20 protein-coding genes and 4 tRNA genes are annotated in these 19540 nt (G+C 41.3%); 15 read left to right on the forward strand and 9 right to left on the reverse strand.

Going from position 1 to position 19540, the window contains the following annotated elements; genetic code table 11:
* The first annotated feature begins 541 nt into the window (after positions 1-541).
* The 7 genes from rpsB (at position 542) to ND16A_RS08550 (ending at position 5605) form a co-directional block, all read left to right on the forward strand.
* Positions 542-1270 carry a 30S ribosomal protein S2 gene (gene rpsB / locus ND16A_RS08575; RefSeq protein ID WP_033077767.1) on the forward strand — a complete coding sequence of 243 codons (729 nt, stop codon included), beginning with the start codon at positions 542-544 and terminating at the stop codon, positions 1268-1270.
* An 87-nt stretch (positions 1271-1357) separates the two neighbouring features.
* Positions 1358-2206: a translation elongation factor Ts gene (tsf, locus tag ND16A_RS08570; protein ID WP_033077768.1), complete on the forward strand. Its 849-nt coding sequence runs from the start codon at positions 1358-1360 to the stop codon at positions 2204-2206.
* Between the two features lie 344 nt (positions 2207-2550).
* Complete coding sequence (locus ND16A_RS08565) at positions 2551-3699, forward strand: acyl-CoA dehydrogenase family protein (protein WP_033077769.1); 1149 nt, start codon at positions 2551-2553, stop codon at positions 3697-3699.
* A gap of 10 nt (positions 3700-3709) precedes the next feature.
* The gene (locus ND16A_RS19965) at positions 3710-4708 is read left to right on the forward strand and encodes a YeiH family protein (RefSeq protein WP_052073105.1); all 999 of its coding nucleotides are present in this window, start codon (positions 3710-3712) and stop codon (positions 4706-4708) included.
* A 194-nt stretch (positions 4709-4902) separates the two neighbouring features.
* Positions 4903-5100, forward strand: coding sequence for a hypothetical protein (locus ND16A_RS08555; RefSeq protein WP_033077770.1), 198 nt, complete (start codon positions 4903-4905; stop codon positions 5098-5100).
* Positions 5101-5216: 116 nt separating this feature from the next.
* Positions 5217-5390 (forward strand): hypothetical protein, encoded by a 174-nt coding sequence (locus tag ND16A_RS21320; protein WP_160173513.1) that lies wholly within the window; start codon positions 5217-5219, stop codon positions 5388-5390.
* Positions 5391-5401: 11 nt separating this feature from the next.
* A complete protein-coding gene (locus ND16A_RS08550) occupies positions 5402-5605 on the forward strand; it encodes a carbohydrate porin (protein ID WP_033077771.1) in 204 nt (67 codons plus the stop codon).
* A 75-nt stretch (positions 5606-5680) separates the two neighbouring features.
* Here the strand turns inward: ND16A_RS08550 and ND16A_RS08545 are convergent, their stop codons facing one another.
* Positions 5681-5977 (reverse strand): ArsR/SmtB family transcription factor, encoded by a 297-nt coding sequence (locus tag ND16A_RS08545; RefSeq protein ID WP_033077772.1) that lies wholly within the window; start codon positions 5975-5977, stop codon positions 5681-5683.
* Positions 5978-6084: 107 nt separating this feature from the next.
* On the opposite strand from ND16A_RS08545, the gene ND16A_RS08540 reads away from it, so the two are divergent.
* A complete protein-coding gene (locus ND16A_RS08540; protein ID WP_033077773.1) occupies positions 6085-6999 on the forward strand; it encodes a permease in 915 nt (304 codons plus the stop codon).
* Positions 7000-7332: 333 nt separating this feature from the next.
* Positions 7333-7815 carry a GNAT family N-acetyltransferase gene (locus ND16A_RS08535; RefSeq protein ID WP_033077774.1) on the forward strand — a complete coding sequence of 161 codons (483 nt, stop codon included), beginning with the start codon at positions 7333-7335 and terminating at the stop codon, positions 7813-7815.
* Positions 7816-7883: 68 nt separating this feature from the next.
* Here the strand turns inward: ND16A_RS08535 and ND16A_RS08530 are convergent, their stop codons facing one another.
* Together ND16A_RS08530 and ND16A_RS08525 are read right to left on the reverse strand one after the other, a co-directional pair.
* The gene (locus tag ND16A_RS08530) at positions 7884-8348 is read right to left on the reverse strand and encodes an RNA-binding S4 domain-containing protein (RefSeq protein WP_033077775.1); all 465 of its coding nucleotides are present in this window, start codon (positions 8346-8348) and stop codon (positions 7884-7886) included.
* A gap of 161 nt (positions 8349-8509) precedes the next feature.
* Positions 8510-8875 (reverse strand): DUF3718 domain-containing protein, encoded by a 366-nt coding sequence (locus ND16A_RS08525; protein WP_033077776.1) that lies wholly within the window; start codon positions 8873-8875, stop codon positions 8510-8512.
* 535 nt (positions 8876-9410) lie between these two features.
* On the opposite strand from ND16A_RS08525, the gene ND16A_RS08520 reads away from it, so the two are divergent.
* The 6 genes from ND16A_RS08520 to ND16A_RS08495 all read left to right on the forward strand — a co-directional run bounded on the left by ND16A_RS08520 (position 9411) and on the right by ND16A_RS08495 (position 13249).
* Positions 9411-9486 (forward strand) — tRNA-Val (locus tag ND16A_RS08520).
* Between the two features lie 131 nt (positions 9487-9617).
* Positions 9618-9693, forward strand: a tRNA-Val gene (locus ND16A_RS08515).
* 28 nt (positions 9694-9721) lie between these two features.
* Positions 9722-9797: transfer RNA gene (locus ND16A_RS08510), tRNA-Val, on the forward strand.
* A gap of 37 nt (positions 9798-9834) precedes the next feature.
* A tRNA-Val gene (locus tag ND16A_RS08505) sits at positions 9835-9910 on the forward strand.
* Positions 9911-10315: 405 nt separating this feature from the next.
* Positions 10316-11728, forward strand: a complete 1413-nt coding sequence (gene gltX, locus ND16A_RS08500; protein ID WP_033077777.1) for a glutamate--tRNA ligase — start codon at positions 10316-10318, stop codon at positions 11726-11728.
* A gap of 180 nt (positions 11729-11908) precedes the next feature.
* A complete protein-coding gene (locus ND16A_RS08495; protein WP_033077940.1) occupies positions 11909-13249 on the forward strand; it encodes a DEAD/DEAH box helicase in 1341 nt (446 codons plus the stop codon).
* 96 nt (positions 13250-13345) lie between these two features.
* Here ND16A_RS08495 and ND16A_RS08490 read toward each other — a convergent pair whose 3' ends face one another.
* From ND16A_RS08490 to ND16A_RS08465, 6 genes are all read right to left on the reverse strand, one after another.
* Positions 13346-13726, reverse strand: coding sequence for a hypothetical protein (locus tag ND16A_RS08490; protein WP_033077778.1), 381 nt, complete (start codon positions 13724-13726; stop codon positions 13346-13348).
* 175 nt (positions 13727-13901) lie between these two features.
* The gene (gene hpf / locus ND16A_RS08485) at positions 13902-14243 is read right to left on the reverse strand and encodes a ribosome hibernation-promoting factor, HPF/YfiA family (RefSeq protein ID WP_033077779.1); all 342 of its coding nucleotides are present in this window, start codon (positions 14241-14243) and stop codon (positions 13902-13904) included.
* 149 nt (positions 14244-14392) lie between these two features.
* Positions 14393-14815, reverse strand: coding sequence for a DUF1801 domain-containing protein (locus ND16A_RS08480; protein ID WP_033077780.1), 423 nt, complete (start codon positions 14813-14815; stop codon positions 14393-14395).
* A 28-nt stretch (positions 14816-14843) separates the two neighbouring features.
* The gene (locus ND16A_RS08475; RefSeq protein ID WP_033077781.1) at positions 14844-15296 is read right to left on the reverse strand and encodes a VOC family protein; all 453 of its coding nucleotides are present in this window, start codon (positions 15294-15296) and stop codon (positions 14844-14846) included.
* Positions 15297-15476: 180 nt separating this feature from the next.
* Positions 15477-17069, reverse strand: a complete 1593-nt coding sequence (locus ND16A_RS08470) for an ABC-F family ATPase (protein WP_081945582.1) — start codon at positions 17067-17069, stop codon at positions 15477-15479.
* Between the two features lie 151 nt (positions 17070-17220).
* Positions 17221-19485, reverse strand: a complete 2265-nt coding sequence (locus ND16A_RS08465; protein ID WP_033077783.1) for a YgiQ family radical SAM protein — start codon at positions 19483-19485, stop codon at positions 17221-17223.
* Between the last annotated feature and the right edge of the window lie 55 nt (positions 19486-19540).

The following is a 19540-nucleotide window of genomic DNA, read 5'->3' on the forward strand; positions in this document are numbered from 1 at the left end:
GCAAATAACTCTGTATCAATTAACCAATTTGAAAGCATGAAAAATAGCCCTGTCTAAATAGAAGGTGCTATTGTCGTATGATCGTTTTTCTTGTCAACCGATCGTTTTCCTTAACTGATCGGTGTTACGACCTTCGTCAGGATGACGTTTTAAGTTAATACGAACGGTTGCGCTATAGTGAAAAAGTACTCCGTCTTCCCGTTGAAAAACGGGATCTCATGGAACGTATCGTGCTTTCAATAATGAATTTACTTGGTTTAAAATATACTGCCTGTACCTTGTACCCCGTATCTTGTACCCGAAATATCTTTCTTTTTCACCCCAAAAGTGGTATAAAACGCCGCTCACTGAAAAAGTCATTTTGACTTGCAGTGACAACTGCTCATTTTAGAGCAAATTTTGTTGCCCAATGTTGGGCACAATTTATATAAACTCACATACATTCGGCAAACATATTCCGGGGTGCCTGTTACCTGCTTAAAGGTGACTATAGGTTGGAAATATGGAATGTATGAACGCTTAACCCCAAGAGGAATTTACAATGCCAAACGTATCAATGCGCGACATGCTTAAAGCTGGTGTTCACTTCGGACATAAAACTCGTTACTGGAATCCTAAGATGAAATCATACATCTTCGGTTCACGTGATAAAGTTCATATCATCAACTTAGAACAAACTGTTCCAATGTTCAACGAAGCTCTTAACTTCTTATCAGGCGTTTCTGCTAAGAAAGGTAAAGTATTATTCGTTGGTACTAAGCGCGCTGCTAGCGATTCTGTTAAAGAGTCTGCTGTTAAATGTGATCAATTCTACGTTAACCATCGCTGGTTAGGTGGTATGTTGACTAACTGGAAAACAGTTCGTCAATCTATCAAACGTTTAAAAGATCTTGAAAGCCAAAGCCAAGACGGTACATTTGATGCTCTTACTAAGAAAGAAGCATTAATGCGTACTCGTGAAATGGAAAAGCTGGATAAAAGCCTTGGTGGTATCAAAAACATGGGCGGTCTTCCTGATGCATTATTCATCATCGATGCTGATCATGAACACATTGCTATCAAAGAAGCTAACAACCTAGGTATTCCTGTAATTTCTGTTGTTGATACAAACTCTAACCCTGACGGCGTAGACTACATTGTTCCTGGTAACGATGATGCTATCCGTGCAGTAAGCTTATACCTAGATACAGCTGCTAACGCTGTGATCGAAGGTCGCGAAACTAACATCGCAGTAGCTGCTGAAAAAGACGGTTTTGTTGAAGCAGAATAATTAAACCTTAGTTTAATTACATTTCTTTAGGAAGAGGGCATAAATCCTCTTCCTCTTATTCATTACAGATATTTGAGGAATTAACTCATGGCAATTACTGCTAAACAAGTTAAAGAACTTCGTGACCGCACTGGCGCGGGCATGATGGATTGTAAAAAAGCTTTACAAGAAACTGACGGTGACATCGATTTAGCGATCGAAAACATGCGTAAGTCTGGTCAAGCCAAAGCTGCTAAAAAAGCAGGTAACATTGCTGCTGAAGGCGCAATCATCATTAAGCAAAACAATGGTGTTGCAGCATTAGTTGAAGTTAACTGTCAAACTGACTTTGTAGCGAAAGATGGGAACTTCTTAGAGTTCGCTAACGCAGTAGCTGAAGCTGCTGCAGCTAACAACGTTGCAATCGAAGAGTTAAAAGCACAGTTTGAAGAAACTCGTGTTGCTCTTGTTACTAAAATTGGTGAAAACATCAATGTTCGTCGCGTTGAATACGTACAAGGTGCTTCTGCATCTTACATTCACGGCGGCACTATTGGTGTTGTTGTTGCGGGTGAAGGTGATGCAGAATCACTGAAACACGTTGCAATGCACGTTGCTGCTTCTAAGCCTGAGTACGTTAACCCATCAGACGTTCCAGCTGATGTAGTTGAAAAAGAAAAATCTATCCAAATCGATATCGCGATGAACGAAGGCAAGCCTGCTGAAATCGCTGAGAAAATGGTTACTGGCCGAATGAAGAAATTCACCGGTGAAATTTCTTTAACTGGTCAAGCTTTCATCATGGAACCTAAGCGCACTGTAGGTGACGTTCTTAAAGAGAAAGGCGTAAGCGTTTCTGCTTTCGTTCGCCTGGAAGTTGGTGAAGGAATCGAGAAGAAAGAAGAAGATTTCGCAGCTGAAGTTGAAGCTCAACTAGCTGCTGCCAAAGGCGCTTAATAGCCTTTAGCAAAAGTTTCTAATAAAGGCCTTATCGTTTCGCGATAAGGCCTTTTTTTTGTTTATGGATGAACTTTCCAAGATCGGCAGAATAGCTTTCTAAGTGGGATATTGCATCGTACCGGTCAATGTAGAGCGGTTGAAATATCAAATAACGGCGAATACTTATTGTTTAATAACTTTAGGACATCATTTTACCGGTAATGACCTTTCATTCTGTGCAAAATACCATACAATTTAATCAATATTATCAATCACTAATATCTTGCAAACTACCGCCGTAGCTAGTTTATTAGAACTAATCGGTGTATCTTTGCCAAATTATCAACAACTGTGGAATTACTATGAATCTTTCATTAACCGAAGAACAAATGATGATCCAGGATATGGCAAAGAAATTTGCTGAGTCTGAACTTGCACCAGTAGCGGCCAAACTCGACGAAACCGGTGATCAGCAAATATTTAAAAGTAACCTGGCACAGCTGGCGGAACTTGGTTTTATGGGATTGAATGTAAGAGCCGAATATGGTGGTGTGGAAGCAGGTACGGTTGCATTCTCATTAGCGATTACTGAAATTGCCCGCGCATGTGCGTCAACAGCCGTTACCACATCGGTTACCAATATGGTGGCGGAAGTCATTCAAGCAGTAGGTAACGAACAGCAAAAACAAAAATATTTACCCAAAATTTGTTCCGGTGAGTATTTAGCCGGTGGCTTTTGCTTAACCGAACCAAGTGCGGGCTCTGATCCTGCAGGGATGAAAACTACGGCGACCAAAGATGGTGATGATTACATTTTAAATGGCAGTAAAATTTTTATCACTAGCGGCACTTTTGCTGGGGTGTTCGTTGTCTGGGCTGTTACCGATACTCAAGCCCGCAAAGGCAAGGGCATTTCCTGTTTCTTGGTGGAAGCTGGTACGCCTGGCATGAGCATAAGTAAAAACGAAGAGAAAATGGGCCAGAAGGCCTCTCCTACTAACGAGGTTAGCTTTAACGATTGCCGCATTCCTGCCAGTGCTATGATGGGGCAAGAGAACAAAGGTTTTGCTATTGCGGTTGGTGAATTAGCTGGAGGTCGTATCGGAATTGGCTCTTTAGCGCTTGGGGTTGGTTGTGCCGCTCTTGATTATGCCAAAGAGTACATCAAAGAACGTAAGCAGTTTGGTCAGCCCTTAAGCAACATGCAAGGATTGCAATGGATGCTTGCCGAACGCTACACTGAAATGGAAGCTGCACGTTTATTACTGATGAACGCGGCAAGTTTAAAAGAGCAAGGTTTACCATTTGCCACTTCCGCGTCAATGGCAAAACTATTCGCTTCAGAAAAAGCCAATGTCGCCTGTTACGATGCCCTGCAATTGTTAGGTGGTGCCGGTTACATTAAAGAATACCCAGTAGAACGTATGGCTCGTGATGTGCGCATTACGGCAATTTATGAGGGCACAAGTGAAATTCAAAAAGTCATTATTGCCAGAGACCTGCTTAGCTGAATCTTAAACCATGTTCAATCATTTCTTTACTCATTGTAAATCGTATTATTCTGGTGTTGCCATCAGTGTGATCATCGCGATTGCTTCTGGAGCACTTGCTCATCATTATGATGCACCAGTTATGCTGTTTGCTTTATTATTAGGGCTGGCATTGCACTTTTTATACGAAACACCGAAACACCAGGCCGGAGTTGATTTTTCATCTCGGGCGTTGTTACGTTTTGCGGTTGCACTACTAGGCGTTCGTATTGCCTTCTCAGACATCGTCTCTTTGGGTATTACACCGCCGATGATAGTAATGGCAGCTATGGCCATTATGATCACATTTGGTGTTCTTCTGGCCAGGGTACTTGGTTTGCCAACAGTCTTTGGCGTGTTATCGGCAGGCTCTGTAGCCGTTTGCGGGGTATCAGCTGCAGCCGCTATTTCAACCGTGCTACCCAAAAAGGATCACCAGGAAAAGTTCTTTGCCCTTACCGTCATTGGCGTTACTGCCTTTGGCACCCTTGCCATGGTTGTCTATCCACTGGTTGTTTCTTATCTGGGATTAGCTGATGACTTAGCCGGAGTATTTATTGGCGGTTCAATTCATGATGTAGCACAAGTGGTAGGGGCAGGTTACTCAATTTCACCAGAGGCAGGGGATATTGCTACTTACATCAAATTATTGCGCGTTGCCTTATTATTGCCAATAGTGATGATTATCTTTTTCGCTTTTAAAGAGCGTGATACCAAGATGGAAGGTGGGGTATCTACTTTGATTCCAACATTCTTGATTGGGTTTTTCGTGCTGGCGTTATTGAACAATGTAGGCTTCATTCCGGCGGAAGTTGTTAGCCTAATCAAAACCTTATCAAGCTGGTGTTTAGTAGTATCAATTGCTGCTATAGGGATTAAAACATCATTAAAACAAATTGTTTCGGTTGGTTGGAAACCGATTGTATTGATCGCCGCTGAAACGGTTGTCTTTGCCGGTTTAATACTTTCGGGCATTTATTTATTTGCCTAAGCGTGTTTAGGTGATTAACGGTAACCGAGTCGTAGGACGAAAAATTTCACAGTTGTCATTTTGCACTATACAGTTACTGCTTTAAAGCTACTCTAAATAAAAGGAGCTAACTCCGCTCTACACACCTGAAAAATTTCTGCTATACATGTAGGAAGAATAAAGATTTACTTTAAAAGTATGTTCAAGGGAAAATAATGAAAGCGACAGCTAATTTATTTCAAGCCAGTGTTTTTTTAACTGCGATGCTCTTACCTGCCCACCTACTGGCAGAAGAAACAAAGTCAGATAAAACCTCGGCTAAGCCCGAATCCACTCGCAAAAATCCGCTAAAAAAAGCCATTATGATGCCGGTGAAGGTTTCGGTTCTCCGGGGGAAACTGGCCATCAATTAGAAGAAGACAATAAAGACAAGTTTCCTATTTTTCGTTTTCCTAAAGCTGATGCGTTAACCGCAGATTGGGATGCGTGGAAAGCCAGGCTTTATGATGATACCGGTTTTCAATTTGGTATGGCCTATACTGCTTTTGCGCAGCAGATAATCGATCCCGATGTAACCCCCGATAGCGCTAGCAGTGGTCTGTTAAGAACGAGCATTAAATGGGAACTGGTGAACCGTGGCAGTAAAAATGTTGGTGCCTTAGTGCTGGCTTTATTAAATATTTTGACACTCGTTCCGATTTAGTTGGGTTATCGGTGGCACACGGTAAAATTATCGAGCCTTTATACGATTTAGGTGGTTTTAATGAATACACCACCACCATTGAAACTTTTTACCGAATTCAGTTGGCAGAAAATTTAGCTATAACACCTAATCTGCAATATATCATTGACCCTCATAACAATACCAATGTTGACAGTGCAACGATTGCGGGCGTGCGAATTCGATTTACCCTGTAATTCCGATCGTTAGTATCAACAGCAAATATTACCCGCGAAAGATAAGGGATCGATTAAACATCTCTAGCCAATACTTTAATTTTCGAACTCATCGGCACAACATTCGTCTTGCAAAAATTCTATCACCTGCAAAAATTTATCATACTCGACTACACAATAAAGAGTGCGGCCTTCACGGCGTTGAGTGATTAACCCTGCCGATGCCAAACTTGAGATATGATGGGATAAAGTTGAACCAGGGATGCCCAGCTCTTCTTGTACTGCGCCTACAGCAATGCCTTGGACGCCAGATTTTACCAGCCGTTTAAAGATGGTAAGTCTGGTTGGATGGCCAAGCTCTTTAAATGCCTTGGCGATATTTTCAATATTCATAGTAAACCGTTTAAGTCAATTTATTTCGATATTACTAGAAATATGTTGACTCGACAAGTTAGAACTATGTAATTCGATAAAGCTAGAAGTGTCGAAGTGTATTTAATATGACTATAACCAACCAAATGATATGGGATTCGCTTAACATGTTTGCGTTTCTTGCCGTAGAACTTACGCTATTGTTTTTATTGATAAGTTATTTAGTGGGGGGATTACAAGAGTACATTCCTCCGAGTAAAATCCAGAGCATTTTAAGCAGTAAAAATGGTAAGGGGTATATCATTGCCGGCTTATTAGGGGCGATTACACCGTTCTGTTCATGCTCCACCATTCCTTTTTTAAAAGGCTTGTTACGCGCTAAAGCAGGCTTTGGCACCATGATGGTATTCTTATTTGCCAGTCCACTGTTAAATCCGATTATTATCGGTCTTTTCGCGGTGACGTTTGGTGTAAAAGTTACCGTGTTCTACTTTGCTATTGCCATGGGAGTATCGGTTATTGCCGGTTATACCTTGGAAAAATTAGGTTTTGAACAATACATCAAAGCAGAAGCTTATCTGCTGGCAGAAGAACAGGCTTGTGCTAGCAGCTGTTCAGGCAATGTTAAGCAACCAAACAAATGGATGCGGATTTGGCGCAGCACCTGGAAAGATTTTCATAAAGTATTACCTTACTTAATTGGTGGTATCGCCCTTGGCTCAATGATTTATGGCTTTATGCCGACTGAATTTGTTGCCAGTGTCGCCAGTGACAGTAACCCGTTTGCCGTCCCCATTGCCGCGATTATTGGTATCCCGCTATACATTCGAGCGGAAGCGGTAATACCTTTAAGTGCGGCATTAGCGGCAAAAGGTATGGGGCTGGGCGCGGTTATGGCATTAATTATCGGCAGTGCCGGTGCGAGTTTAACGGAAGTGATTTTACTGAAATCGATATTTGAAAACAAAATGATAGCAGCGTTCTTAGTGGTGATATTAGCGATGGCGGTTGGCTCCGGTTTCTTATATCGCTTCCTTTTTTAATTAAAGTTTCACTTTTGGGAGAATATTAAATGTCACATATCAAGTAAGTGACATTTAAACGCCAACTGACAATTCTAATTTGGGATTGTATGGTTTTGATTAATTAGTTGCCGTTACCAGTTTTGCCGAAAACAGGGACGTGCCGTCTATATGCATTGCTGCAATTTATTGGTTATGTTGTCACACCTAATACAGATACTATTCAGATACCGACCGTTTTGGTAAATAACAATTAAATACTCAATTTGAAAGCGATTAGTTTACTGGTCGCTTTTTTTTTACTTTTAAATTACAGTAGCGTTAATATTACAATTGAAGTTAATCAAAATTGCTATGACCATTGAATTACGTATCGCCGATTACAGCTATGCACAAGACTGCACCGACCTTATTTTTTTATTAAACTCATATGCTACCGACCCAATGGGCGGTGCAGAGCCATTAAGTGAGTATGCTCAACAAAATCTATGTCAGGAACTGGCAAAACGCATCGATGTATTTACCATTCTTTGTTATGTAGATGGCCAGCCTGCCGGTCTTTGTAACTGTGTTGAAGGGTTTTCTACTTTTAAGGCCAAGCCGCTGATAAATATTCATGATGTTGCGGTTCTTGAAGGATTTCGCGGCTTAGGTTTAAGCCATAAAATGCTTGCTCAGGCAGAAGAAATCGCGCAACAGCGCGGTTGCTGTAAACTCACCCTTGAGGTGTTAGAAGGCAATGTGATTGCCAAGAAGAGTTATGAAAAGTATGGCTTTTCCGGCTATGAACTCGATCCGAAAATGGGTGGTGCAATGTTTTGGGAAAAGGCGTTATAGCAAAGCCCGCTATTTCGTAACGTTCTGCATTAAAGATAATGGCGCCTGGGACTGGTGATAAAAGGTTATTAAAAAGAAATCGATTTACGACCCGATCTTGAATTCGGGGTATTCGGTTTCTCTTGCGCTTTTGCTTTCTGTTTTTTATTTGCTTTGTTTTTCGCTTGTTTCGTTGCCGCCGATTTAGACTTTGAATGAGCAACAGATGATTTTTTGCCTTGCTGTTTCTTGGCATTCTGGTTTTTTTGCTCTATGTCCGGAACAACCGGATCTATGTCTTGGGTAAATTCCTCAATAGGCTTCGGATCTGGATTTAATATCGGCATAACTGCCTCGCCATTAAACTGCACGATATCTTCAAAATAAACTTTTTTACGCTTCTGGTATTCGACTTCGCCATTAAGGTACACGTAGCCCTCAGATATCACCATTTTCGCTTCACCGCCGCCGCCAACAAGGTTCGCAACTTTTAACAGCTTACAAAGCTCTATAGGTTCTTGTTCAAACTCTATGGCTAATACTTCTATTTCCAAAATGGTGTCCTGATAAGATAAAACGTATTCAGTAAGTTTATCATTAATTAATTTCCTTAGTCACAAAAAAACGCCCAATTTGAATTGGGCGTTTTTGATAACACTCAGGAAAACTTAATTTGACAGATCAGGTTAACCTTTTAGGGAGTAAATAAAGCTTATTATTCAGGGCTAGTGATGAAGTTAACTTGATAAGTCACTATTTCAACTGAAGCTATATCGGTAATGCTGGCTGAACCGATACTTTGTGCCATGTGGTCAGCGGTTTTAGTTGCGCCGTGATTTTGCGCGAAAGTAATTATGTCTTCGCCATTACAAACAACGCCTAAAGCAACGGTTTTTTCACTTAAGCGATGTGCTTTTAAGGTTTTGTTAAGGCGTAAGGTATTATTGCTCATTGCCGCTTTACAAGTATCGACTAACGCACTTTCCATATACGAGCTCATTGGTGCAGCTGAACTGGTAAAACTTACAAGGCTTGCGCCGGCGATTAAAAGGGTGGTTGAGATAGCAGTTAAAGTTTTCATAGTGTTTATCCTGTGTATTGTTTTAAAAATATATATTGTCTTTTTTGATGTTCTAATTAACTAGACGGGGGAATAGTCTGTTTTAGTTGCATAAAAATTACAGCAGGATGTAACAAAGTATGTTTATGTAAAATTTATGTTAATTGCCAGGTTTGTCGGCTATGGTTATGAAATTGCTGGCTTTTATTATGGTTGGGTGAGCTGTTATTTAACGCGGGTAAAAATAATTTATTACATTCAGCTGATTATTTTGGCAATTATTTCTACTTTTAAGCAGATAATTTCATTAAAAAGCTGAATATTTCCTGAGAAATATTAAAAAATAAAAATGTCAGGTGAATAAAAAACGCTATTTTGGCTTTTGTTTAGCAATATCTGACGATGCCTTAAACAAATTGTATTAAAAAGCAGCATACGAACAAATAATCGAAAAATAAATTCAACTTAGTGTTGACAGTTTTTTGCCGATCCCTATAATACGCATCACTTTCTTCAAGCAATTAATTGCTTCCCCATAGAAAGTCGCAAATATTGCGGACGATTAGCTCAGTTGGGAGAGCATCGCCCTTACAAGGCGAGGGTCACTGGTTCGAGCCCAGTATCGTCCACCATTTTTTGCAAGTTTAGTAAAACTTGGATAGCGTCGTTGGAGAGCATCGTCCCTAACACAAGAGCGCGAAGGTCACTGGTTAGAACCCAGTATCGTTCACTATTTACTTTACAGTTTGATTTGAAATTGTTTGGACGATTAGCTCAGTTGGGAGAGCATCGCCCTTACAAGGCGAGGGTCACTGGTTCGAGCCCAGTATCGTCCACCATTCGATTTCAATTCTATTTTTACTTGTTGGACGATTAGCTCAGTTGGGAGAGCATCGCCCTTACAAGGCGAGGGTCACTGGTTCGAGCCCAGTATCGTCCACCATCAAGTAGACTGTTAAAATAGAAAACCTCAAGATCCCGGACGATTAGCTCAGTTGGGAGAGCATCGCCCTTACAAGGCGAGGGTCACTGGTTCGAGCCCAGTATCGTCCACCATCTCTTTTTAAATCAAATTTTTATTTTTAAACAAACCAATATCTTTTGGTGTATTCGAGTATCTGACCGATTAGTTGAAAAAGCATCGCCTCCTAATGCAATTGCACGAGGGTCACAGGTTCGAGTCCGCAACTACAATATCGTCCACCATTTGAGCTGTTAGTGTCATCCTGAACTTGGTTCAGGATCTCAAGAACTGATATTTAAACTCATTCTTAGTTTTGCATTTCTTCGAGAAATTAATACGAACCATCTTGCCAGCTAGTATTCATCTTCAGGCGTTAAATAGCAGGTGAATTTAGCTGGTTTAGCTGTTAAAATACGCGGCAATTTTTTATTAATATATTTGCTTGATTGTATTTTCCCTTTTGGCAATACAATCAACGACTTTTTAGCGAGAACTCTATGACTTTAACGACCCGTTTTGCGCCTAGTCCAACTGGCTACCTTCACGTAGGTGGTGCCCGTACAGCTTTATACAGCTGGTTATACGCCAAGAAAAATGGCGGTGACTTTGTCCTTCGTATTGAAGACACTGATTTAGAGCGTTCATCGCAAGAGTCGGTTGATGCCATTATGGACGGGATGAACTGGTTAAACCTGGAGTGGAATATTGGTCCAATTTTCCAAACAGACCGTTTTGATCGTTACAAAGAAGTGATTCAGCAACTGCTTGATTCTGGCAACGCTTACCGTTGTTACTGTACGCCTGAAGAAGTTGACGTTATGCGTGAAGAGCTGAAAGCGGCGGGCGAGAAGCCTCGTTACAATGGTTTATGGCGTGACCGTACAGATCACCCTGCAGATAAGCCTTTTGTTATCCGTTTTAAAAACCCATTAGAAGGTTCCGTGATCATTCACGATATGGTGAAAGGTGACATTGAAATTTCCAACAGTGAGTTAGACGATTTAATCATCGCACGTTCTGACGGTTCACCAACCTATAACTTAACGGTTGTGGTTGATGACTGGGATATGGAAATTACTCACGTTGTTCGTGGCGATGACCACGTAAACAACACCCCTCGTCAAATTAACATTTTAAATGCCTTAGATGCGCCGTTACCTATGTATGCTCATATCCCAATGATTTTGGGTGATGACGGCAAACGTTTATCAAAGCGTCATGGCGCCGTTGGTGTTATGCAATATCGTGATGACGGTTACTTACCTGAAGCGTTATTAAACTATTTAGTGCGTTTAGGCTGGTCACATGGCGATCAGGAAATTTTCTCTCGCGAAGAAATGATCAAGTTATTCGATTTGACCGGTTGTAACCGTGCCCCGTCTGCCTTTAATACCGATAAACTTGTTTGGGTAAATCAGCATTACATGAAGAGTTTAGACCCTGAATATGTGGCTGAGCATCTTGCATGGCATATGAAAGAGCAGGGCATTAATACTGAAAATGGTCCGGCACTGGCAGAAGTTGTTAAAGTGCAGGCAGACCGGGTGAAAACGTTAAAAGAGATGGCGAAAATTTCTCGTTATTTCTATGAAGAATATACATCTTTTGATGAAAAAGCGGCGAAGAAACATTTACGTGGCGTAGCTAAAGCTCCGCTTGAATTAGTACAAACTAAGCTTGCAGCGCTAACCGACTGGACGGCGGAAAATATTCATAATGCCATCAACGCGACGGCGGAAGAGCTGGAAGTGGGTATGGGTAAAGTCGGTATGCCATTACGTGTTGCGGCAACGGGCGCCGGTAATTCACCGTCACTGGATGTAACGCTTGAGTTATTAGAGCAAGATCAAGTGATTGTCCGAATCGATAAAGCCATTGCCTTTATCGATGAGCGTACAGCTAACGCATAAACCTGACCCTTGGTCTTGCTGAACTCGATTCAGCATTTAAACTAGATTTTACAATCTACAATTAAGCTACACTTAACCGTGTAGCTGTTATTCATGGACGAATGATATGCAGAAAATACATGGATGTTTAATTTTCTGACTTATTTTTACCATACACAAATTTTCTTTGGAGAAACGTTTTTGCAATTTGATCATTTTAAACTAGATCGTCGTTTATTAACTGCGGTTGAACACATGGGGTTTGAACAACCCACAGACATTCAACATCAGGCAATTCCGGCAGCAATGTCAGGGCACGATTTAATTGCATCATCAAAAACCGGTTCGGGTAAAACCTTAGCATTTTTATTGCCGGCGTTGCAGCGTTTAATCAAAAATCGGGCGTTATCGAAAAAAGATCCAAGAGTATTAATCCTCACCCCAACGCGTGAGCTGGCGAAGCAAGTTTTTGCGCATTTAAAAGCGGTATCTGCGGGCACTCAATTTAAGTCAGCGCTAATTCTAGGTGGTGAAAACTTTAACGATCAGGTGAAAGTATTAGATAAAAATCCCGACTTTATTGTGGCAACGCCAGGAAGATTAGCAGATCATTTATCGAAAGGTTTGTTCTATTTAAATGGCTTAGAGCTATTAATATTAGATGAAGCAGACCGCATGCTCGATTTAGGTTTTGCCCCACAACTTAAGCAAATTAATGAAGCGGCCGATCACCGTAAACGTCAAACGTTAATGTTTTCGGCAACGCTGGAGCATGAGCAAGTAGAAAATTTTGCTAAAGATCTATTGAAAAAACCGAAACGTATTGCCATTGGTGCCATTACCAGTGAGCACAAAGACATTAGCCAACGTTTCTATTTATCTGATCACTTAGATCATAAACAAGCATTGCTGGAGCACTTTTTAGCGAAAGAAGACTTTCAACAGCTGATCATCTTTACCGCCACCCGCAGTGATACCGAGCGCTTAGCCAAAGAGCTTAATGAAAAAGAACTCAATGCTATCGCCTTAAGTGGTGATCTTAGCCAAAGTGAACGTAATAGAGCGATGGACGCTTTTTCAAAAGGCCAAAACAAGATATTGGTCACCACCGATTTAGCCTCGCGTGGCTTAGATTTGGTTAACGTATCGCACGTCATTAATTTTGATTTACCCAAGCATTCAGAAGAGTATATTCATCGTATTGGCCGCACCGGCAGAGCAGGCTCAAAAGGCGATGCAATTTCATTGGTTGGGCCAAAAGACTGGCAAAGTTTTGTAAACATTAAAGCGTTTTTGCAACAAGAGATGGAATTTTCGGAGGTGGCCGGCTTAACCGCCAAGTTTAAAGGCATTAAACCGAAAACGAAAAGCAAAACCAAAGATAAAGCAGTTAAAACTAAAGCTGCAATTAAGAAGAAAAAAGCACCGGTTAAAGTGAAAAAGAAAATTGTCTTTGTCCAGGATGATGCGGGTGATATGCCAATCATGCGTAAAAAGCCAGGAAAAATGGTTGAAGATGCGGATTTTGAAGAAGTCGAATAACTAATTTCAACACCTAATACCGGATAAAATAAAAACCGCATTTAGCTATAGCTAAATGCGGTTTTTAGTTATTAGCTTAAAATTATTTGATGTTTGTTAAAGAGTATTTCTATAAATCACACCATTTTTCATCACGATATTGATAGTCGCCACCTCTTTATAAACAGGGTCTGCATCAAACCAAGTTGTTGTTGCACCTAATACACTCATATCTTCTAAAGGGTTACCGTCAATAAGTAATAAATCTGCGGCAGCGCCTACTTCAACAACGTCTAATTTACCTGCTGCGGCATACGGATTACGAGGACCGGACATTGCAAGCATTTCGCCACCAACGTAATCGGAAGCAAACACCACTTTCACCTTGTTTTTCATTAAGCGCTCACCGAAATCACCATGGCCTGAAGTTTGCGAGATAAACGCGCCGGATGGGAATATACGTGGGCCAACAACGTGGCCATCAATTAAACCGGGCATTAGCGGTAGTTATTCCTGCCGCGCTTAATAAAGCGATTGCAGTCAATTTAAATCTAGAGTAAGTGTCGTGCAGTTTTAATTCATAAAAAAAAGAGCTCAATGAGCTCTTTTTAATGTTTAGGGTGTATCGTTCATGAATTAACTGTATTGAAACTCCATGAGCTGTGGTAATCCTTTATGGATGCGCGTCTGCAACTAATTCAGACTGCGATACCTGGTATTTGTTATGTTTGTTTGCTTTTAAAACCCCTTTTCGATGTTGCAGGGCAGATTCCATTTTTTTCACTGAGTTACCAATGGCTACATACATATCATCATCAGAGGCAGACACTGCAACTTTTTGATTTTCGTAGTTGGTAACAACTTCAATTTTATGGGCGTTTTTGTCGACCGTAAGTATTGCTTCGAGGGACATTAGACTTGGGAAATGTTTTGCTACTTTTACATATTTGCTATTAATAACATCAATAATTGCATCGGTAATTTCTACGTGATGGCCAGAAATATTTATTTTCATATATGTCTCCAAAATTTTTTATTAACAAGGATACTCAAACTGCACCCTTAATATAAGCATGGGGCTTACTTAGTATTCTTACAAGAGTAATTTAAAAAATAATTGATATAAAACAACCTAAATATTTTTTATGTTTTATTTTCAATGCTTTACTTGCAATCATAAGTGGTTAGCATATGTTCAAAACTTAAACTAATAATTTTCTTAAGTATATTTTCATCGATATCGGCAAGCTTATTTATGTAAAGACAAGATTTTCCGGTTTTATGTTTGCCCAGTTGAGCCAGCAATTCGGTAAATTGGCTAAAGCCTTGCGTGATATAGATTGCAATATTTTGTTTTCTGGGTGAAAACCCGGTTATCGCTGCATCTCCTTCTCTTCCTGATTCGTACTGGTAATGATATTGACCAAAACCAATGATTGAAGTTCCCCACATCACAGGTTTTTTATTGGTAGTGTCGCTGAATATTTGCAGTAACAGTTCAGTGTCTACGCGTTTTTGTTGCGATTCAACGTTGTTGATAAATGTTTGTACATCAAGTTTACTGGGCTGGGTTTTATTTTCATTCATCAATCAATATGTCCTGTTTATTTTTCAGTTAAGGTGACTTGATATCAAATTCAACGCTGGCATGTTTTTCTGCACCAGGACCAAGCGGTTGGCCATAACTAAACTCAACAAAATTGCCATCAGGGTCTTTAATGCCACAATAATAACCTACCGGATAGGGTTCTTGCTTGCAAGGCCAGGCAAGAATGTTTTCAGATTGCGCTTTCGCGGCAATATCATCGACATCTTGTTTGCTTTGTAAGGCAAAACCAAGGTGAGAAAAATCGTTGTCTTGTTGGTTTCTGGCCGGACCGCCGGGCAAAATGACGATGATAAAGTCTTGCTCATTACCGCTTTCCGCGAGCCAGACTATACGTTTTCCATCTGGACCATTAGGCCGTCTGTCACGAATTAACTTTAAGCCAGCGTATCGTTGATAGAAGTCTAAACAAGCTTCTAAATCTTGTACGTGTAAGGCGATATGGGTCAACGATATAGACATAAACAAAACGCAATGAGTTGCTAATGTTTAAAGTATAGGATAAATGTAAAAAGGAAAAAGGAAAAAGGAAAAAGGAAAAAGAACAAAGTTAAAAGAAACAGAAAAATTAAGGGGACCGCGATATTTAATTTTTGGAAATAAATATCGCGGTCCCCTTTTTCATAGCTAAAATTCTAGCTATTAAGCCTGGCTTTTTAAGTACTCTTCGTACGTACCAGAGAAGTCAATGTAGCCATCTTTGGTTAACTCAATCACCCGGGTGGCAAGTGTCGAGACAAATTCACGGTCATGCGATACAAACACTAACGTGCCTTCGTATTTTTCCAGCGCCATGTTTAATGCTTCAATCGATTCCATGTCCATGTGGTTGGTTGGTTCATCCATCACTAAAACATTTGGCGTTTGCATCATCATTTTACCAAACAACATCCGACCTTGCTCACCACCGGAAAGAACTTTAACCGATTTATAAATATCATCGGCAGAGAACAGTAGCCGACCTAAGTAACCACGAATAGTTTGTTCGTCATCACTAGGGCGACGCCATTGGCTCATCCAGTCAAATAAAGTCATGTCGTTTTCAAAATCGGTTGCATGATCTTGGGCATAATAAGCAATTTGGGCATTTTCAGACCATTTAATTGAACCGGTATCCGGACGGTAATCGGCATCGCCCATTAAGCTGCGTAAAAATGTGGTTTTACCAATACCGTTTTCCCCGATGATGGCAATTTTTTCACCAACTTCAGCCATTAAATTAATGTCTTTTAGTACATGGTTGTCGTCAAAGCTCTTATTCATCTTTTCGATAACCAGCGAGTTACGGAACAGTTTTTTCTCTTGGTCAAAACGAATAAATGGTGTTACCCGGCTCGATACTTTTACTTCATCAAGCTTAATTTTATCCAATTGCTTGGCACGTGAGGTTGCTTGCTTTGCCTTAGAAGCATTGGCCGAGAAACGACGTACGAAGTCTTGTAATTCAGCGATTTGTGCTTTCTTCTTGTCATTGCCAGCCATTAATGTGGCACGGGCTTGCGTTGCAGCAAGCATGTATTGGTCGTAGTTACCCGGGTAAATACGTAACTCACCAAAATCTAAATCCGCCATATGGGTACAGACACTGTTTAAAAAATGTCTATCATGCGAGATGATGATCATGGTGGAATTACGTTCGTTGAGAATGTCTTCTAACCATTGAATGGTGTGAATGTCCAGGTTGTTGGTAGGCTCATCTAACAGTAAGATATCTGGATCAGAAAATAGCGCTTGTGCAAGTAGCACACGCAGTTTCCAGCCTGGCGCTACGTCGCTCATCGGGCCAAAATGCTGGCTTACCGGAATGCCTAAGCCTAACAGTAATTCACCGGCACGACTTTCTGCGGTATAACCGTCCATTTCGGCAAATTCAACTTCTAAGTCGGCCACTTTCATGCCTTCTTCTTCGCTCATTTCGGCTAAAGAATAAATACGATCACGTTCTTCTTTTATCGCCCATAATTCGTTATGGCCCATAATCACGGTGTCGACTACTGAGTAGTCTTCATAAGCAAATTGATCTTGACGTAATTTACCAACCCGTTGGTTAACATCTACCGATACCGTGCCACCACTTTGCTCTAAGTCACCACCAAGTATTTTCATGAAGGTTGATTTACCACAACCGTTAGCACCGATTAAACCAAAGCGGTTACCACCACCAAATTTAACTGAGATGTTTTCAAATAAAGGTTTAGCACCAAACTGCATGGTGATATTAGCTGTAGATATCAATGGATTTTCCTAAGGTATAAATTTTGTGCGCATTATACGCGAGAATAAGCGCTAGAAGTAATTTTTATTTGTTAAAATGCTTTAATAACAACAAAGGGATCATTACTGAGTAATAATCCCTAATATGGTCAACATTTTTAAATGATATAGCTTAACGCGACGGTTTCTTTTTCGGCTTTTTAAATTGGTCGTTACTAAAACGGGTTAAGCCTTTTTGTGCTGGTTTTTTACCGTAAGACTTACCTTTGTTGCGGTTTTGCCCTGGCGACGTTTTGTTACCCGACGAATTATTTTTACCTTGACGATAACCCAGGTTTTTCTCACCGCGGGTCTCTGCCGGCACTAAACAGCCAGGACCGCTACCAATGAGTTTTCGCGCTAAGCCCATTTTGGTTAACGCTTCGCGGATGATTGGCCAGTTGGCCGGATCGTGGTAACGCAATATCGCTTTGTGTAAGCGGCGCTGAATGGTGCCTTTTGGCACCGGAATTTGCGCGCTGTCTTTTCTTATCTTATTCAACGAGTCCACTTCGGTGTGATAGATAGTGGTGGCATTGGCTAATGGCGATGGGTAGAAGTTTTGTACCTGATCAAGCTTAAAGTTGTTCTCTTTTAGCCACAACGCCAGGTTTACCATATCTTTATTGGTGGTGCCTGGGTGCGCCGAGATAAAATACGGGATCAAAAATTGCTTTTTGCCGGCCAGCTTTGAGTAATGATCAAACATTTCTTTAAACTTGTGATACGAGCCCATGCCAGGCTTCATCATTTTCGCCAATGGACCTGCTTCGGTATGTTCGGGAGCAATTTTTAAGTAACCGCCAACATGATGTGAAGCGAGTTCTTTCACGTATTCTGGATCGCGTATTGCCAAATCGTAACGCACGCCAGAAGCGATCAATATTTTCTTTATGCCTTTTACTTTGCGCGCACGACGATACAAATCAATGGTTGGGGTGTGATCGGTATCCATATGGCCACAAATATCTGGCCATACACACGATGGTCGTCGGCAGGTTGCTTCCGCTTTCGGGCTTTTACAGCGCAGTTGATACATGTTGGCGGTAGGGCCACCCAAGTCTGAGATCACGCCGGTAAAACCTGGCACCTTGTCACGAATATCTTCAATTTCATCAATAATTGATTGTTGCGAACGTGATTGAATTATACGGCCTTCATGTTCGGTTATCGAACAAAATGAACAACCACCGAAACAACCACGCATGATGTTGATTGAGGTTTTGATCATGTCATAAGCGGGTATTTTGGCATCCCCATAACTCGGATGTGGTACCCGTGCATAGGGTAGGGCAAACACCCCATCCATTTCTTGCTCATTCAGCGGATAAGCGGGTGGGTTTAACCAAATAATTCTGTCGCCGTGGCTTTGTACTAACGCACGTGCACTGGCGGGGTTCACTTCTTGATGGAAAATGCGAGAGGCGTGCGCATAGAGCATTTTATTTTTGCTTACTTGCTCATAAGATGGCAATTTAACGTACGTTTGTTCCCACGGTTTGTATTTTTTATCCCAGCTTTTATTCTGATAGTCGGCTATCTGAATCGGCACGGCTTCGACCGTAACATCGACAACTGACGAGTCGCTGTTATTGGTGGTTTCACTGCTATCAGTTTTATCACAGTTCGATGGCGTCATGTCTTGATATGGGCTGGCAATAGGTTCTATTTTGCCCACTTTATCAATAGTTCGAGAATCTACACCGCGCCACCCAGGCAAAGGCGTTTTACTTAAAAATGCGGTGCCACGAATGTCGGTCATGGTTTTCACGTCTTCACCACGGGAAATACGATGAGCAACCTCCACTAACGGACGCTCAGCATTGCCGTAAACCAGAATGTCGGCTTTGGCATCAAATAATACGCTGCGGCGTACTTTATCAGACCAATAATCGTAATGAGAGATACGACGTAAACTCGCTTCTATACCACCAATGACAACCGGTACGTCTTTATACGCTTCTTTACAACGCTGAGAATAAACCAATACCGCACGATCTGGTCGCTTGCCACCTTCATTGTTTGGCGTGTAGGCATCGTCATGGCGCATCCGACGCTCGGCGGTATAACGGTTAATCATTGAATCCATGTTACCGGCGGTAACACCAAAAAACAGGTTTGGCTTGCCCAATGTCATGAACGCTTGTTTTGAATGCCAGTCGGGTTGTGAGATCATGCCGACGCGAAACCCTTGCGATTCCAGCATGCGGCCAATAATCGCCATCCCAAACGAGGGGTGGTCAACATAGGCATCACCCGTTACCAAAATAATGTCGCAGCTATCCCAACCCAGGTCATCCATCTCGCGTCGTGACATAGGAAAGAATGGTGCTGTGCCGTAGCATTCAGCCCAATATTTAGGATATTCAAACAACTCAGTTTTTGGCAATGGGATCATAAAATAGCGTTACCTTGGTCTTATACAATAGGGGCTAGTGGAAAAATATCGGCGG

The sequence above is a fragment of the Thalassotalea sp. ND16A genome (genome assembly GCF_000764205.1).
Taxonomy (GTDB): Bacteria; Pseudomonadota; Gammaproteobacteria; order Enterobacterales; family Alteromonadaceae; genus Thalassotalea_A.